This window comes from Mesorhizobium sp. B3-1-7 (assembly GCF_006439385.1).
Classification (GTDB): domain Bacteria; phylum Pseudomonadota; class Alphaproteobacteria; order Rhizobiales; family Rhizobiaceae; genus Mesorhizobium.
Genome location: NZ_VFTL01000014.1, coordinates 103,182 through 118,344, shown reverse-complemented (window position 1 = coordinate 118,344; position 15,163 = coordinate 103,182). Strand labels below are relative to the sequence as shown.

16 protein-coding genes and 1 tRNA gene are annotated in these 15,163 nt (G+C 64.6%); 11 read left to right on the top strand and 6 right to left on the bottom strand.

What is annotated here, in order from left to right; all coding sequences use genetic code 11:
* Positions 1 to 19 precede the first annotated feature (19 nt).
* The 3 genes from FJ417_RS13975 (at position 20) to FJ417_RS33105 (ending at position 2,349) form a co-directional block, all read left to right on the top strand.
* A complete protein-coding gene (locus tag FJ417_RS13975) occupies positions 20 to 1,876 on the top strand; it encodes a DUF882 domain-containing protein (RefSeq protein WP_140706944.1) in 1,857 nt (618 codons plus the stop codon).
* Positions 1,877 to 1,973: 97 nt separating this feature from the next.
* Positions 1,974 to 2,047: transfer RNA gene (locus FJ417_RS13970), tRNA-Gln, on the top strand.
* A gap of 125 nt (positions 2,048 to 2,172) precedes the next feature.
* Positions 2,173 to 2,349: a hypothetical protein gene (locus FJ417_RS33105; protein WP_181167050.1), complete on the top strand. Its 177-nt coding sequence runs from the start codon at positions 2,173 to 2,175 to the stop codon at positions 2,347 to 2,349.
* Positions 2,350 to 2,401: 52 nt separating this feature from the next.
* Here FJ417_RS33105 and FJ417_RS13965 read toward each other — a convergent pair whose 3' ends face one another.
* The gene (locus FJ417_RS13965; RefSeq protein WP_226892127.1) at positions 2,402 to 3,274 is read right to left on the bottom strand and encodes an AraC family transcriptional regulator; all 873 of its coding nucleotides are present in this window, start codon (positions 3,272 to 3,274) and stop codon (positions 2,402 to 2,404) included.
* A gap of 173 nt (positions 3,275 to 3,447) precedes the next feature.
* Between FJ417_RS13965 and FJ417_RS13960 the strand changes: the two genes are divergently transcribed.
* Positions 3,448 to 4,197, top strand: coding sequence for an SDR family oxidoreductase (locus FJ417_RS13960; RefSeq protein ID WP_140706948.1), 750 nt, complete (start codon positions 3,448 to 3,450; stop codon positions 4,195 to 4,197).
* Between the two features lie 10 nt (positions 4,198 to 4,207).
* Here FJ417_RS13960 and FJ417_RS13955 read toward each other — a convergent pair whose 3' ends face one another.
* Positions 4,208 to 4,846, bottom strand: coding sequence for a 2-dehydro-3-deoxy-phosphogluconate aldolase (locus FJ417_RS13955; RefSeq protein ID WP_140706951.1), 639 nt, complete (start codon positions 4,844 to 4,846; stop codon positions 4,208 to 4,210).
* 245 nt (positions 4,847 to 5,091) lie between these two features.
* Between FJ417_RS13955 and FJ417_RS13950 the strand changes: the two genes are divergently transcribed.
* The 3 genes from FJ417_RS13950 (at position 5,092) to FJ417_RS13940 (ending at position 7,875) form a co-directional block, all read left to right on the top strand.
* Complete coding sequence (locus FJ417_RS13950) at positions 5,092 to 6,018, top strand: rhodanese-related sulfurtransferase (RefSeq protein WP_140706953.1); 927 nt, start codon at positions 5,092 to 5,094, stop codon at positions 6,016 to 6,018.
* A 123-nt stretch (positions 6,019 to 6,141) separates the two neighbouring features.
* On the top strand, positions 6,142 to 6,873 hold the full coding sequence (locus tag FJ417_RS13945; protein WP_140651538.1) for a tellurite resistance TerB family protein: 732 nt from the start codon (positions 6,142 to 6,144) through the stop codon (positions 6,871 to 6,873).
* Between the two features lie 240 nt (positions 6,874 to 7,113).
* Positions 7,114 to 7,875: an SDR family oxidoreductase gene (locus FJ417_RS13940; protein ID WP_140783855.1), complete on the top strand. Its 762-nt coding sequence runs from the start codon at positions 7,114 to 7,116 to the stop codon at positions 7,873 to 7,875.
* A gap of 12 nt (positions 7,876 to 7,887) precedes the next feature.
* Here the strand turns inward: FJ417_RS13940 and FJ417_RS13935 are convergent, their stop codons facing one another.
* Entirely contained in the window at positions 7,888 to 9,072 is a 1,185-nt protein-coding gene (locus tag FJ417_RS13935; RefSeq protein WP_140783854.1) for a pyridoxal phosphate-dependent aminotransferase, read from the bottom strand.
* Positions 9,073 to 9,154: 82 nt separating this feature from the next.
* Here FJ417_RS13935 and FJ417_RS13930 point away from each other — a divergent pair, with 82 nt between their 5' ends.
* The 4 genes from FJ417_RS13930 to denD are packed head-to-tail and all read left to right on the top strand — an operon-like array spanning position 9,155 to position 12,106.
* A complete protein-coding gene (locus FJ417_RS13930; protein WP_140642218.1) occupies positions 9,155 to 9,841 on the top strand; it encodes a GNAT family protein in 687 nt (228 codons plus the stop codon).
* A 28-nt stretch (positions 9,842 to 9,869) separates the two neighbouring features.
* Positions 9,870 to 10,871, top strand: a complete 1,002-nt coding sequence (locus FJ417_RS13925; protein ID WP_181183212.1) for a cation diffusion facilitator family transporter — start codon at positions 9,870 to 9,872, stop codon at positions 10,869 to 10,871.
* 51 nt (positions 10,872 to 10,922) lie between these two features.
* Positions 10,923 to 11,129, top strand: coding sequence for a hypothetical protein (locus FJ417_RS13920; RefSeq protein WP_140783852.1), 207 nt, complete (start codon positions 10,923 to 10,925; stop codon positions 11,127 to 11,129).
* Between the two features lie 2 nt (positions 11,130 to 11,131).
* Positions 11,132 to 12,106 (top strand): D-erythronate dehydrogenase, encoded by a 975-nt coding sequence (denD, locus tag FJ417_RS13915; RefSeq protein WP_140783851.1) that lies wholly within the window; start codon positions 11,132 to 11,134, stop codon positions 12,104 to 12,106.
* A 67-nt stretch (positions 12,107 to 12,173) separates the two neighbouring features.
* Here the strand turns inward: denD and FJ417_RS13910 are convergent, their stop codons facing one another.
* The 3 genes from FJ417_RS13910 to FJ417_RS13900 all read right to left on the bottom strand — a co-directional run bounded on the left by FJ417_RS13910 (position 12,174) and on the right by FJ417_RS13900 (position 15,161).
* Entirely contained in the window at positions 12,174 to 13,367 is a 1,194-nt protein-coding gene (locus FJ417_RS13910) for a nickel/cobalt transporter (protein WP_246687454.1), read from the bottom strand.
* 103 nt (positions 13,368 to 13,470) lie between these two features.
* Positions 13,471 to 14,139, bottom strand: coding sequence for a DUF1007 family protein (locus FJ417_RS13905; protein WP_140783849.1), 669 nt, complete (start codon positions 14,137 to 14,139; stop codon positions 13,471 to 13,473).
* 122 nt (positions 14,140 to 14,261) lie between these two features.
* Entirely contained in the window at positions 14,262 to 15,161 is a 900-nt protein-coding gene (locus FJ417_RS13900; RefSeq protein ID WP_140783848.1) for a LysR family transcriptional regulator, read from the bottom strand.
* Between the last annotated feature and the right edge of the window lie 2 nt (positions 15,162 to 15,163).

The window sequence follows — 15,163 nt, the reverse complement described above, 5'->3', positions numbered from 1 at the left end:
AAACGGGCGGCATTTTCACATGAGCGTCTGGCCGAGGTGGCTGACGTTCGTGATTTTGGCCGTCGGGTTCCTGTCTGTGGTGACGTCGGGCGCCAGGGCCGAAGTGCGTACGCTCAAGCTCTATCACCTGCACACGCACGAGAAGGCCGAGATCGTCTACAAGCGCAATGGCCGCTACGATCCGGAAGGCCTGCGCAAGATCAACATCATTCTGCGCGACTGGCGCCGCAACGAGCCGACCAAGATGGATCCGCGGCTGCTCGATCTCGTCTGGGAAGCCTATCGCGAAAGCGGCGCGACCGACTATATCCAAGTGGTCTGTGGCTATCGTTCGCCGTCAACCAACGCGCTGTTGCGTTCGCGCAGCCGCGGCGTCGCCGAGAAGAGCCAGCACATGCTGGGTAAGGCGATGGATTTCTACATTCCCGGCGTGCCGCTGAAGAAACTGCGCAACATCGGCCTCAAGATGCAGGGCGGCGGCGTCGGCTATTACCCGACTTCCGGCTCGCCATTCGTGCATATGGATGTCGGCAACGTGCGCCATTGGCCGGGCATCAGCCGCCAGGAACTGGTCAGCCTGTTCCCGAACGGCAAGACGCTGCATGTGCCGAGCGACGGACGCCCGTTGCCCGGATATGAGCAAGCAGTGGCAGCGTATCAGGCGCGTAAGGGCGCCGGCACCCCGAACATCGAACTGGCCAGCGCGGGCGGCTCGACCAAGCGCTCCGGCGGCCTTTTTGCCTGGTTCGGCGGCGGCGCCGACGAGGCCGATGACGACGCCGACGAAAGTGCCCCGGCGCCTCAGCGGAAAGCCGTGAAGCAGGTCCAGGTCGCCGGCGCCGCCACGGCACGCGACAGCAATCTTCCGGGCATCGCGATTGTCGCCCCGAAGGATGCCAAGCGCGCCAACATCCCGCAGATCGCGGATGACAGCGCCGACGATTCGCAGCAGCCGCAGCAGGATACGCCGGAGACGATCATCGCCGCCCTGCCGCCCAAGGAAATCCCGCTGCCCGACTTCGCGCCGCGTCCGAAGGTCGATGTCGGCCAGCAGACGCCGCAGAACGTGCCGTTCGCCACGGCGGATGCCTCGGCGACGACGGAGCAGGCGGTTGCGACGGCCCAGGCGCCCGTGCCGGACAAGGTTCCGTTCGGCACAGCCAGCGCCGCGGCGGCCGCGAGCACCGATCCGGCGCAGGTGGCGGTCAACAACATCCCGCTGCCGACCTGGCGTCCTGACCGCTCGACGCCGGCGGAACTCGCGCCGAAGGACAAGAATGTGCTTCTGGCGCTGGCCGAAACCGCTTCGCAGGACAAGAGCGCGACCGACGCGTTCTCGGTGCTGCCGACGGCACGGCCGCAGCCCGGCAAGCAGGATGAGGTGAAAGCCGTTCTCGAACAGGCCAATGCAACCGTCGGGGCCGATGGCGGCGGCGCCGAATACCAGCTCGCGTCGCTGACCGAACCGGAACCGCGCTCCGCGTTCAACGATCCGTCGGGCGTCGATGCGGCCTCGCCGCGTCAGGCCATCGCCGCGCTCCCGGCCGGGACCGATCCGGCAAAGGCGATCGGCGCCGGCGTGAAGACGACGGCCAAGGAAGGCAGGGCGTCCGCCCACGATCTGAAGCCCGGGCCCAAGGCCATGGTGGTGGCGGCGCCGCCGCAAGCCGCGCGCTGGGCGCTGGGCAGCGGCGTCAACATCGCCTCGGTTTCCGACCCGACGACAGCGCCGCGCTATGCCTACAACATCGTGCATACGCCGCCGAGCGAAGTGTATACGGCCGGCTTCCAGGCGGATGGCGGGGTGCCGGACGCAAGCCGGTTCACCGGCAACGCGGTGAAGTTCCTCTCGGTCGCGCGCTTCCAAACGAAATAGCGACGAGTCAGCGTGACCACCGCAAAGCCGCGTTGGCCCGTCAGCGCGGCTTTTGTCTTTCATGGCATGCGCCGCTGCCTGTTAGGCCAGAAGGTCTTCCCGCTTCGTCTAATGGTAGGACAGCGCCCTTTGAAGGCGTGTATCGTGGTTCGAATCCATGAGCGGGAACCAGACATGGCAATGCCTCGGTCGGCGTTCGGTATGCGCATCTTCACGCCAGGCTAAACTTACCGTGAGGTTGGAGCGCCGCGCCCAATGATGGGTTAAAAGGGGTTCGTTCCAAACTGGGGATATTCATGAAGAAGATTGTATTGGCGTCAGTTCTGGCGCTGGCCGCGGCATCGGCTGTCGTCGCTCCCTCGCAAGCCGAAACCGTGATCGTCAAGACCGGACGACATCATTGCGTGACCAAGCTGGTGACGCATTGGCGCCACCACCACAAGGTGGTCGAGAAGGTCAGGGTCTGCAGATAGTTGCGTTTGCAAGACTAATCCCGGCCGGCGCAAGCCGGCCGGTTTTTAGTGCTCAGTCAATTTCCAGCGTGGCCGCTTCGCCCCTGGCCAGGAGCCGCGCGGCGTCGCGCGCGGGCGGCAATCCGAACTGGCGCGCATATTCGCGGCTGAACTGGGAGGCGCTTTCGTAGCCGACGGTGAAGGCGATATGCGCCGCGCTGCCCGGTTGCGCGATCAGCAGATGGCGCGCTTCCAGAAGGCGGAGCTGCTTTTGATACTGGATCGGGCTCATCGCCGTCGCCGCCTTGAAGTGGCGATGAAAGGCGGCGTTGCTCATATGCGACAGCTCGGCCAGTTGCGTCACATCGATCGGTTCGTTGTAGTGCGCGCGGATCCAGGCGGTGGCGCGGCGGATTTGCGAAAGGCGGCCATCGGCACGGGCGAGCTGACGCAGCTTCTCGCCCTGCGGGCCTTGCAGGAGCCTGAACGCGATCTCCCGTTCGAGCATGGGCGCGAGAACAGGAATCTCGGCTGGTTTGTCGAGCAGCCGCAGCATTCGGCGCCATGCGTCGAGCAGCAAGTCATCGAGTTGATTGGTCACGAAGCTATCGCCGTCGATCGCCGGCTTGTGGTCGATGAGCAGGCCGGCAATCAGCTCGGTATCGAGCGAGAAGGCGATAGCCAGGTAAGGCTGCGCGACGCTCGCCTCGAGCAACTGGCTGGTCGCGGGTGTTTCAACCGCATAGACGAAATAGCTGCCGGCGCCGTAGGCAAGCGTGCGGTCGCCGATCAGGACCGTTTTGGTTCCCTGCAAGACAAACAGCGTGGTCGGCTGGCAAAGCTCGGGCAGCGGCGGCGTCGGCACCTCGCTGCGGCCGATCGTGACGCGCGGAATGGCCGTCTTCGTCCGCCGTCCGCGCGCATGTCGGCCGGCGATCGCGATCAATTCCTGAAGCTCTTCGTTCATCGTTTCAGCATTGCCGATCCATGCAAGCCGCGCAACCGAGTGACGCGGAGCCGCGCATCCAGTTGAGAGGATTAGGCAAGAGGACGCGAGGATCCGGCGCGCGAAGCAGGTCGGTTGACGCCAAATCTAGGTCGCCAAGAAGGAGACCTGGAATGACGACGCAAAAGAATGCGCTGGTGACCGGCGCCAACAAAGGTATCGGGCTCGAGACCGCCCGTCGGCTGGCAACCATTGGGTTCAAAGTCTGGCTCGGTGCCCGCGACGCCAGGCGCGGTCAAGCCGCAGCCGAAATCCTGCGCGGCGAAGGGCTAGATGTCGAGTGGCTTGCGCTCGACGTCATCAGCGACGACGGCGTGGCGGCCGCGGTCAAGACAGTCGCGGCGCAGGCACCCGGCCTGGACGTACTGGTCAACAATGCCGGCATTGCGCCCGGCTATGTCGACGCGCTTGGCCCGGACGGCCGCTATGAGCGGCCGCCGAGCCGCGAGAGTGTCGCGGAGATGAAAGCCACCTATGACGTCAACGTCTTCGGTCCGGTGCGGGTCACCCAGGCGTTCCTGCCGCTGCTCAAGGCGGCGCCCGCTGCACGGATCGTCATGGTGAGCAGCTATCTCGGATCACTGGCGCGCGCGGCCGGCAACAGCCAGTCGCCCAACGTCATGGGCTATGGCAGTTCGAAGACCGCGCTCAACGCCGTCACGCTGTCCTTCGCCCGGGAACTCGCGCCTCGCGGCATCATGGTCAACGCCGCCGCTCCCGGCTACACCGCCACGGACCTCAATGCGCACAGAGGCGGCCGCACGGTGCAGCAGGCGGCCGAGATCATCGTGCGGCTGGCGACGCTGGAGCCGGGCGGGCCGACGGGCGGCTATTTCGACGAGAACGGCGCGCTGCCCTGGTGAGGGCGCTGATTTACTTCTTGAGCTTGCTCGCCTCACGCGCCAGCGCTTCGATCTCGTCCCACTTGCCGGCCTTGATGAGATCGTCGGGCGCCACCCAGGAGCCGCCGACGCAGATGACGTTGGGCAGGCTCAGATAGTCGGCGGCGTTCCTGGCCGTTATGCCGCCGGTCGGGCAGAATTTCACGTCGGCGAGCGGCGAAGCGAAAGCCTTCAGCGAAGCGAAGCCGCCGGATTGCTCGGCCGGGAAGAATTTCAGGAAGCGCAGGCCGGCTTCACGCGCGGCCATGATCTCGCCGGGCGTGATGGCGCCGGGCAGCAGCGGCACGGGGCTGCCCTTGGCTGCGTCGAGAAGCTGGCTGGTGATGCCGGGACTGACGATGAATTTCGAGCCGGCGCGGGCTGCTTCATCGAACTGCTTGGCATCGAGGATGGTGCCGGCGCCGACGATCGCCTCTTCGACCTCGGCAGCGACGCGGCGGATCGCTTCCAGCGCGTCGGCGGTGCGCAGCGTGATCTCGATCGCCGGCAGGCCACCGCGCGAAAGGGCGCGAGCGAGCGGCACCGCGTCCGCGACATTGGCGATCTTCAGCACCGGGATGACCGGTTGACCGTTGAGAAGCGACAGGAGCTTTTCGGTCTTGCTGGTCATTTGCTGGTCTCCATTTCGATCGATTTCAACCGATTAGCAGAAGGGTCCGCTCAAGTCCACGAAGCCCGGCGTGTCGCGATGCCGCGCACCTAGCCGCCTTCCTGCTTTGCCTTGAAACGGCTTTCAGCGCTGTCCAGAGCGGACCGCCGTTTCCTGGAAACGGCAACCGCTCTATCTTTAATTTTGCGCAATTCCGGACGGAAAACCGCTTCGCACTTTTCCTGGAGTTGCTCTATGGCATGGCCATGACAACGACAACACAAAATCCGGTCCGCGTCGCGGCGCTTTACAAATTCGCGCCGCTCGATGGACACGAGGCTCTGTGCGCGCCACTCGCCGCCTTCTGTTGCGGGCGCGGCATCAAGGGCACGTTGCTTCTGGCGCATGAAGGCATCAACGGCACCATCGCCGGCAGCGAGGAGGCGATCGCCGCGCTGATGTGTCACCTCGAGGCCATCGAAGGCCTTGCCGGACTGGAAGTCAAATACAGCAGCGCCGCCGAAATGCCGTTCCACCGCATGAAGGTGCGGTTGAAGCGCGAGATCGTCACCATGGGCGTCGAGGATATCGATCCGGCGGCGAGCGCAGGCACCTATGTCGCGCCGGCCGACTGGAACGCGCTGATTTCCGATGCCGATACCTTGGTGATCGACACGCGCAACGCCTATGAAGTTTCGCTCGGCACTTTCCAGGGCGCGGTCGATCCCAGGACCACCAGCTTCCGCGAATTCCCGGCCTGGATCGAGCAGCACCGTGGAGAGTTCGAGGGCCGCAAGGTGGCGATGTTCTGCACCGGCGGCATTCGCTGCGAGAAGGCGACGGCCTATGTGAAGTCGCTCGGCCTCAAAAACGTCTTTCATCTCAAGGGCGGCATCCTGAAATATCTGGAAGACGTCCCGGCCGAGGAGAGCCTCTGGCAAGGCGAATGTTTCGTGTTCGACGAACGGGTGTCCGTCTCGCACGGTCTCGCGGAGGGCGAAGCCGAACTCTGCCGCGCCTGTCGGCACCCGCTGACGGTCGGGGACAGGTTGTCGCCGAAATACGCGATCGGCGTTTCATGCCCGCATTGCTTCGAAACGCGATCCGATGCGGATCGCGAGCGCTACGCCGAACGCCACCGTCAGGTCGAACTTGCGCAAGCGCGCGGCGCTAAGCGCCATATCGGAAGCTAGAGCCACACGCCCTTGCGCGTAAAACTCGCCTCGTCATTGTAATGTCAATGTGCGGGGCCTACCTCTTGCCGGTCCGAAACCGTGCCCGCGCGCATTTCGGCCGGGCCAATTCTGGAGGCACTGATGCTCGACCCCAAGAAGCTGCTCGACGACCTTCTCGGCTCGCAAATTCCCGGCACCGGATCGACCGTCCGCGACAAGGCGGGGCAGGCGGTGCAAATGGCGAAGGACAATCCGCTCGCCGCCGGCGCGCTTGCCGCCGTGCTGCTCGGCACCGGCACCGGCCGGCAGGTGACGGGCGCGGCCATCAAGCTCGGCGGCCTGGCGGCGATCGGCGGCCTCGCCTACAAGGCCTACCAGAACTACAAGAACGGCGCGGAGCCGGCCCAGGCGCCGGCGTCCGGCGAGCCGGAGTTGCTGCCGCCGCCCGCCGATACCGCCTTCGATCCCTCGCAGGCGCCGCAAGGCGAAGCCGAGTTCACGCTGACGCTGGTCAGGGCGATGATCTCGGCGGCGAAGGCCGACGGCCATGTCGATGACGACGAGCGCAGGAAGATCGCCGACAAGCTCAAGCTCGCCGGCATCGGCGCTGAAGCGGAAAAATTCCTGCTCGCCGAGCTCGAAAGCCCGCTCGATCTCGACACGCTGGTCGCCGGCGCCAAGACCGATGCGCAGAAGCTCGAGCTCTACACCGCCTCGCGGCTGACCATCGATCCCGACACGCGCGCCGAGCGCGGTTACCTCGACCTGCTCGCCGGCCGCCTCGGCCTGCCGGACGCCCTGGTCGATCATGTCGAAGCGACGGTTTCGGCTGCCAAGGTGCCGGCGGGAACGGCGCCCAATTCACCGTGGTGATTCGGCGTGGTAAACGTCCTTCGGGGACGCCTTGCCGTCCGTTAACTTCTCGTTAACCCAGCAAGCGCATCATTCTAACCAGTCGGACCGGCTTTTCCTCCTCCCAAGCGCGGTTCAGATCGGGGCGGTCGCTAATGGCCGCCCTTTTTGCTGACCTCTTCTTTATCACCAACAGCTGCTTGCCATGATCCATGGCATTTGCGATGCCACGTTCTTCCATCCATGACCGGGAGGACGACGATGACAGCCATAGCACAGAAGACCGCCATCGTTACCGGCGCCGGCACCGGCATCGGCAAGAGCGTCGCGACGGCGCTGCTCAAGGCAGGCTGGAACACGGTATTCTGCGGCCGCCGCAAGAAAGTGCTGGAAGAGGCGATCGCCGAGGCGGGGAAGACGCAAGCCAAGGCATTGGCCGTCGCCTGCGACATCAGCAAGGCCGACGAGGTGGACGACATGTTCGAGACCGTGCTCGAGGCCTTCGGCCGCGTCGACCTGCTCTTCAACAATGCCGGCATGGGTTACAAGTCGACGCCGATCGACGAAATCCCGGTCGAGGTCTGGAACGACCTCGTCGGCGTCAACCTCACAGGCTCGTTCCTATGCGCCCGCGCAGCCTTCGGCGCCATGCGCCGGCAGAAGCCGATGGGGGGCCGTATCATCAACAACGGCTCGGTGTCGGCCTATGCGCCGCGCCCCGGCTCCGCGCCCTATACGGCGACCAAGCATGCGATCACCGGGCTCACCAAGACGCTGGCACTCGACGGCCGGCCTTTCGACATCGCCTGCGGCCAGATCGACATCGGCAATGCGCTGACCGAGATGGCGCAGCCGATGACGGTCGGCGTGCCGCAGGCCAATGGCTCGATCGCCGCCGAAGCGGTGATGGATGTCGAGCGCGTGGCCGATGCGGTGCTGCACATGGCGAGCCTGCCGCTCGATGCCAACGTGCTGTTCATGACGGTGATGGCGACGAAGATGCCGTTTGTCGGACGCGGGTGAACGCCCGACGGGTCACTTTTTCAGAAACGCCTCGATCCGTTCCAGCGCGCGCAGGATGTTCTCCTCGGAATTGGCATAGGAAAGCCGGATATAGCCTTCGCCGAGAACGCCGAAATCGGGGCCGCCGATCAACGCCACGCCGGCATCCTCCAACAGCGCCGAAGCGAGCTTCTTGGCCTTCCAGCCGGTTTTCGAGACGTTGGGGAAGGCATAGAAGGCGCCCTTCGGCGTGATGCAGGAAATGCCGGGGAGCGCGTTCAGCCCCTCGACCACGATCTTCCTGCGGTTGTCGAAGGCGCGCATCATCTTCTCGACATCGTCCTGCGGGCCGTCGATCGCCGCGATGCCGGCGAACTGGCTCGGCGCGTTGACGCAGGACCAGCAGTTGACCGCCAGCTTGCGCACCTTGTCGTAGAGATGCGCGCCCTTGTCGCCGTTCGGCCAGATCGACCAGCCCATGCGCCAGCCGGTCATCGCCCAGGTCTTCGACCAGCCGTTGAGCACGATCAGCCGATCACGAATTTCGGGGAAGTTCAGCAGCGAGCAGTGAGTCTCGCCGTCATAGATCATGACGTCGTAGATCTCGTCCGACATGATAGCGACCTGAGGGTGCTTCTCCAGGCCCTTGACCAGCTTCTCGATCTCGGCCAGCGGAGTGACGCCACCGGTCGGATTGGCGGGCGAGTTGAGGATGAGCAGCCTGGTCTTCGGCGTGATCAGCGCCAGCGTCTCTTCCGCCGAGAAGGCAAAGCCGTTTTCCTCGCGGATCGGCACCGGCACCGGCGTGGCGCCGGTGAACTCTATCATCGAGCGGTAGATCGGAAAGCCGGGATCGGGGTAGAGGATCTCGGCGCCCGCCTCGCCGAACATCAGAATCGCGGCAAACATCGTCGGCTTGCCGCCCGGCAGGATCATCACATTCTCGGGCGACACCTCGACGCCGGTGGTGGTCAGCGTGCGGCGCACGACCGCCTCGCGGGTGGCTAAAAGGCCGTTGGCAGGCGTGTAGCCATGGTGGCCGTCACGCAGCGCCTTGATCGCCGCCTCGACGATGTGCTGCGGCGTCTTGAAGTCGGGCTGGCCGATGCCGAGGTTGACGATGTCGCGTCCCTGATGGGCGAGCGCAGTGGCCCTCGCCAGCACCGCGAAGGCATTTTCCTCGCCGAGACGGTCGAAGGCCGCGATCGTGTGGAGCATTTTTCCCGTCCCTGTGGTTCTTTCTGTGATCGAGCGTTTTTGTGACGGTCCGCAGGTAAAAGTCAACGGATTGGAGTGGCCGGTGTCGGAAGATCTGAAGAATTGGCAGCCGCGTCCGCGGCCGGAACGCAAGGTGTTCGAAGGCCGTTATGTGCGCCTTGAGCCGTTCAGCGCGGCAAAGCATGGCGATGGCCTCTATGAAACCTCGTCCGTCGCCGATATCGATGGGCGCTTCGCATGGCTGCCGGACTATCCGCCGAAAAGCCGCGCCGCCTTCCAGCCATGGCTCGACAAGGCCGAGGCGCTTGAGGATCCACTGTTCTTCACCGTCATCGACAAGGCAAGCGGCGAGGTCGCCGGACGACAGACGCTGATGCGCATCGATGCCAACAACGGCGTCATCGAGATCGGCAACATCTATTGGGGACCGTTGATCTCGCGCAAGCCGGCGGCGACCGAAGCGCAGTTCCTGTTCATGAAATACGTCTTCGACGAGCTCGGCTATCGCCGTTACGAGTGGAAGTGCAACAACCGCAACGAGCCGTCGAAGCGCGCCGCCGAGCGGTTCGGCTTCAAGTTCGAGGGCATCTTCCGGCAGCATTTCGTGGTCAAGGGTGAAAACCGCGATACGGCGTGGTATTCGGTCATCGACAAGGAGTGGCCGACACTGCGAAAAGCCTATGAGGCCTGGCTCGATCCGGCAAATTTCGATGCCCAGGGAAGCCAGAAACGGCGGCTTGAAGATTTCCGCGCCGAGTTCGGCGCGTAGATCATGGTCGGCAGACAGGAGTTTGGCGATGGCGCATGACCATGCTTCGCACGACCACGGCCCGGCCGGTCATAGCCACAGCCATGGCGCCGGGCATGTGCATGGCTCAACCGACAAGAAGCGGGTGCTGATCGCTACCTGTTTGACCGCCTGCTTCATGGTCGCCGAGGTGCTGGGCGGCTGGCTTACCGGGTCGCTGGCGCTGGTCGCCGATGCCGGGCACATGCTGGCTGACGCCATCGCGCTCGGCCTTGCCTGGTATGCTTTTCATCTCGCCGGGCGTCCTGCCACCGGCCGTCTCACCTATGGCTTCGCCCGGGTGAAGACGCTGGTCGCCTACACCAACGGCATCGCCATCTGCGTCATCGCGCTTTGGATCGTCTACGAGGCCTGGGGCCGGCTGATGCATCCGGCGCCAGTGCTGGGCGGGCCGATGCTGGTGGTCGCGGTGGCAGGTCTCCTGGTCAACATCGCCTCCTTCTTCGCACTGCATGGCGGTGATCGCGACAGTCTCAACATGCGTGGCGCCATCCTGCATGTGCTGGGCGATCTGTTGGGCTCGGCCGCGGCCATCGTCGCCGCCATCATCATCCTGGCGACGGGCTGGACGCCGATCGATCCGATCCTGTCGGTGCTGGTGTCGCTGCTCATCCTGTCGACGGCATGGTCGCTGATGCGCGAGGCGGCCCACGTCCTGCTCGAAGGCGTGCCGGCCAGGCTCGACCGCGACGTGATCGCCAGGGACATCGAAGGCGCGGTCAAGGGCGTGCGCGAGGTGCATCACATGCACGTCTGGTCGCTCGACGGCACCTCCAACATGGCGACGCTGCACGCTTGCCTGAACGACGGCGTCGATGCGCATCTAGCGGTGAGCGCCATCAAGAAACGGCTTGCGGCCAAGCACGGCATCGAGCATGCCACCGTCGAACCCGAATTCGGCCAATGCGCGGACAGCCATGACGAGCACGATCATCATCATGATCACGACCACGCACATGATGCGCCGCGCGATCGCCGGCACTATCACTGACCGCGGCCTGATGACAAAACCGAGCAGCCTCGACATGAAGAACGCCCGCTGATGGATCGTGACACCCGCAACGCTGCGGCCGCTGCGGCGGTGATACTGGTTGTGTTCGGCCTCGCCGCCTATTTCCTGCCGGTCATCATGCTGGCCGCTGGCAAGGTATCGACGGTGCTGGCGGCCGTTATCGCCGTGGTCTTCATGATCGGACTGTTCGTCGTCCTGTGGCTGCGCGGACGCAGCCAGCGCAAGAAAGGTCTCTGAAGATGAGAATACTGATCACGGGCGCCGCCGGCATGGTGGGCCGCAAGCTTATCGCGCGCCTGGCCAGGGACGGCGCCTTGCGCGGGCGAAAAATTACGGCGCTCGACCTGCACGACATCGTGGCGCCGCAGGCGCCGGCGCTCGTGGGCGTGGATGTCTCGATCCACACCGGCGATCTTTCCGCGCCCGGCGCCATGGCCGCTCTCGTGGCTCCCCGCCCGGATGTGATCTTCCATCTGGCCGGCATCGTGTCGGGCGAGGCGGAGGCCAATTTCGACCTCGGCTACCGCGTCAATCTCGACGGCACGCGCGCGCTGTTCGACGCCGTGCGGCTGGCGGCGTTCGCGCCGCGCCTTGTCTTCACCTCGTCGATCGCCGTGTTCGGCGCGCCGTTCCCGGAGGTCATCCCGGACGAATTCCATCCGACGCCGCTCACTTCATACGGCACGCAGAAGCAGATGAGCGAAGCGCTGCTTGCCGACTATACGCGGCGCGGCTTCTTCGACGGCATCGGCATCCGGCTACCGACGATCTGCGTCCGCCCCGGCAAGCCGAACAAGGCGGCGTCGAGTTTCTTCTCCGGCATCATCCGCGAGCCGCTCGCTGGCCAGGAGGCAATCCTGCCGGTGCCGCGCTCGGTGCTGCACACCCATGCCAGCCCGCGCTCGGCGGTCAATTTCCTCATCCATGCTGCCGAACTCGACGGCGACAAGGTCGGACCGCGCCGCAATCTCACAATGCCGGGCGTCGCCGTCACCGTCGGCGAGCAGATCGAGGCGCTTGAGCGCATCGCCGGCGCCGAGGTCGTGAAGCGGATCCGCGAGCAGCCCGACGAGATCGTCTGGGCGATCGTCAAAGGCTGGCCGACACGGTTCGAAGACAGGCGGGCGAGGGAACTGGGCTTTGCCGCCGAGAAGAATTTCGACGAAATTATTCGCGCGCATATTGAGGATGAGCTGGGCGGGAAGATCGCCTGATGTCTGTCGATACCAGGTGATGCTGAGCTGACCCGCAGATCGACCCAGCTTCGGCCACTGCTTTTGATCAGACGCCGCCCGACAGGCTGGCCGACAGAAGCAGCAGCCCGGCCAGGAAGATGAAGGCGGCGCCACCGATCTCGACGATCGAATGGATGCGGTTGCCGATGCGTCCGTCGCCGGCGAAATAGACCGCCCAGTTCTTGGCCAGCACGGCGATCGTCGCCAGCGCCGAGACGGTGATCGCGGTGCCGATCGACATCGCCAGCACGGACAGCAGGCCACCGAGCCAAAGCCCGTTGAGCAGCGCGAAGCTCAGCACGATCAGCGCGCCGGAGCAGGGGCGGATGCCGACGGCGGCGACCGCCGACCAGGCCGTGCGCCAGTCGAAGCGGTCGCCCGACAGCATTGCCGGATCCGGCGCATGCGAATGGCCGCAGGTCTCGCAGACTTCGCCCGGGCCGCGGTCGTGATGGACGTGGTCATGCGCGGCGTGATGGTGGCCGTGGTCATGGGCGTGCGCATGCGAATGGTCATGATGATCATGATCGTCATGCACGTGCATGCTACGGGAATGCGCGGCGTGCGCCTGTGCGTGGGAATGGCCCGCATGCGAATGGGCGTGCCCCGCATGGGAATGCCCGCCATGCGAATGGCCGGCATGGGCCGCCGACAGGCTGTAGGCGGGCGCTCTGCCAAACAGGCGCAGCACCGACGGACCGAGCTTGCGCCACAGCAGCCAGGCGCCGAACAAGGTGACCAGCGCAAAGCTGGAGATTTCGAGGAACCAGGCGGCGTCGGTCATCGAGATCGCGGTGCCGCGCAGCACGAAATAGGCAAGCATCATGACGACCACCGCCGTCAGGCCCTGCAGCAGCGCCGAGACGAAGGAAAGCAGGATGCCGCGCCGGAGCGCGACTTCGTTGGCGATCATATAGGAGGAGATCACCGCCTTGCCGTGGCCGGGGCCGGCGGCATGGAAGATTCCGTAGGCGAAGGACAGGCCGATCAGCAGCCAGAGCTTGCTGCCGTCCTGGCGCATCGCCTTCATGGCGGCGGCGAGCGAATGGTAGAATCCCTGCTGCTGGAGATTGATCCACATCAGGATATGGGCGAACGGCCCCGTGGTGGTTGGCGCCATGCCGTCATTGGTGCCGATGCCGAGCGAACTTTGCGCGTGCGCGACGACGGGCAAATGGGCGATCACCAGGGTGGTGGCCAGCAGGCCGAGCGCTAAGCGGATATTCGTGGGATGCCCCACGAATATCCGCTTAGATTCCCTTGTTTGTCGCAGGTTCCGATCGCAAGCCCGTGGGGCACTTTTGCGGAGCCTGCTTGCGCGCAGCGACGGTTTCATCACCAAATCATCCTTCCGGCGGGCAGTCCAATTCGAGCTTGGTAGCGAAGATCTTGCTCATGTCGGTGCCTGTCGGATCGTTGAAGAACGCGTCCGTCAGGGTCTTCTGGTTTTCCTTGATCGCCTCGTCCGGATCCGGCCGGATGACCTTCTTGGTACAGGTCGAGGGCAGGCCTTCGACGGTGAGGTTGGTGTCGTCGGTGAAGTCGATCGCCGTATAGAAGGTCGGATCGTAGACGCCGATGTCGATCTTGCCGGCGAGCTTGATCGGCGTCTTCGGCTGCGACTCGAACAGGATGATCAGCTGGTCGTTGTCGAAGTTCGCCATCAGATGCGGCGGCGGGACCATTGGCACGTCCTTGCCGTCCTGGGTGACGAGCTGGAAGTAGTTGAACTCGGCCAGCGAGGAATGGACGGTGTCGGCCACTTCCTTGAGCTCTTTGTCGTCAAGCTTCAGATCGGAGTTCTTGTCGAACTCCATCATCACTGTACTCGAAAACAGGTCATCGAAGCGCCAAAGGTGGCGCAGCGCCGTCACACTTTGGTGATCCTGGCTGAGGATGACGTCGAGGCGGGCCTCGGCGAAGACATGCGGGTGCACCTCGGCCGGCTCGACCGCTGCGAATGTCGCCGCCACGACCGAAGCCAGCATGGTTGCTTGCCGTTTCAGATGCATTCCGGGCCGCGATTCCATCGATTTCGGGAGCGAGCCCCAGAGTTGACAGAAAGCGGGCGAAATTGGGACGCGCCTCAGCTTCTTTTCGACGCGTGCCGTTGCATGCGTCCGGGAGACATGCATCAGACGGTGTCGCGCGTCTTGAACCACTGCACCAGGAAATCGACGAAGACACGCACCTTGGCTGGCAGATAGCGGCGGTGCGGGTAGACGGCGAAGATGCCGGTGCCGGCCGGTATACGGTCGTCGAGCGCGGTGACCAGCTTGCCGGACGCGACGTCGGGAGCAGCGATGAAATCCGGCAGCATGGCGAAACCCAGACCGGAGAGCGCGGCGGCTCTCGCCACGATCGGGCTGTTGACCTCGATCGGGCCTGAAACAGCGACGCTGATAGAGTCCTCGCCCTCGCCCTTGAAGCGCCAGTTGGCCAGCGAGCGGCCGTTGGTGTCGACGATGCAGGGCATGTTGGCGAGATCCTGCGGACGTGTCGGCTTGCCATGTTTGGCGATCAGTTCCGGCGACGCGCAAAGCCTGACCGAAAACGGCGCCAGCCGCCTGGCGATGAGCGAGGAATTCTCCAGCCGCGAGATGCGCACGGCAAGGTCGAAACCTTCCTCGACAAGGTCGACGAAGCGGTCGTCGAGATGGATGTCGAGCACGATGTCGGGGTGCTGCTTGGCGAAGTCGACCAGCGACTGACCGATCGGCGCGTCGGCGAAGGTGCGGGCGGCCGACAGCTTGATCCTGCCGCGAACGTCGCCGGAAGATTGGCGCACCGCCTCGGCCAGGTTGTCGACCTCGCGCACGATTTCGGAGGCACGCTGATAATAGGTGTGGCCGGCTTCGGTCAGCGAGAACTGGCGCGTGGTGCGGTTGAGCAGCAGCGCGCCGAGCTCGTCCTCCAGCTCGCGCACATATTTAGACAAGAGCGCCTTGGAGCGGCCGATCTTGCGCGCCGCGGCCGAAAAACCTTCCGCCTCGACCACGTCGATGAAGGCGCGCATGCGCGTCAATGTATCCATGG

Bases quoted from the DNA above. Each gene is read 5' to 3' on its own strand.
- denD (WP_140783851.1), top strand. From the start codon at position 11,132: ATGAGAATACTGATCACGGGCGCCGCCGGCATGGTGGGCCGCAAGCTT.
- FJ417_RS13900 (WP_140783848.1), bottom strand. From the start codon at position 15,161: ATGGATACATTGACGCGCATGCGCGCCTTCATCGACGTGGTCGAGGCG.
- FJ417_RS13905 (WP_140783849.1), bottom strand. From the start codon at position 14,139: ATGCATCTGAAACGGCAAGCAACCATGCTGGCTTCGGTCGTGGCGGCG.
- FJ417_RS13945 (WP_140651538.1), top strand. From the start codon at position 6,142: ATGCTCGACCCCAAGAAGCTGCTCGACGACCTTCTCGGCTCGCAAATT.
- FJ417_RS13960 (WP_140706948.1), top strand. From the start codon at position 3,448: ATGACGACGCAAAAGAATGCGCTGGTGACCGGCGCCAACAAAGGTATC.
- FJ417_RS13920 (WP_140783852.1), top strand. From the start codon at position 10,923: ATGGATCGTGACACCCGCAACGCTGCGGCCGCTGCGGCGGTGATACTG.
- FJ417_RS13925 (WP_181183212.1), top strand. From the start codon at position 9,870: ATGGCGCATGACCATGCTTCGCACGACCACGGCCCGGCCGGTCATAGC.
- FJ417_RS13940 (WP_140783855.1), top strand. From the start codon at position 7,114: ATGACAGCCATAGCACAGAAGACCGCCATCGTTACCGGCGCCGGCACC.
- FJ417_RS13950 (WP_140706953.1), top strand. From the start codon at position 5,092: ATGACAACGACAACACAAAATCCGGTCCGCGTCGCGGCGCTTTACAAA.
- FJ417_RS33105 (WP_181167050.1), top strand. From the start codon at position 2,173: ATGAAGAAGATTGTATTGGCGTCAGTTCTGGCGCTGGCCGCGGCATCG.
- FJ417_RS13935 (WP_140783854.1), bottom strand. From the start codon at position 9,072: ATGCTCCACACGATCGCGGCCTTCGACCGTCTCGGCGAGGAAAATGCC.
- FJ417_RS13975 (WP_140706944.1), top strand. From the start codon at position 20: ATGAGCGTCTGGCCGAGGTGGCTGACGTTCGTGATTTTGGCCGTCGGG.
- FJ417_RS13955 (WP_140706951.1), bottom strand. From the start codon at position 4,846: ATGACCAGCAAGACCGAAAAGCTCCTGTCGCTTCTCAACGGTCAACCG.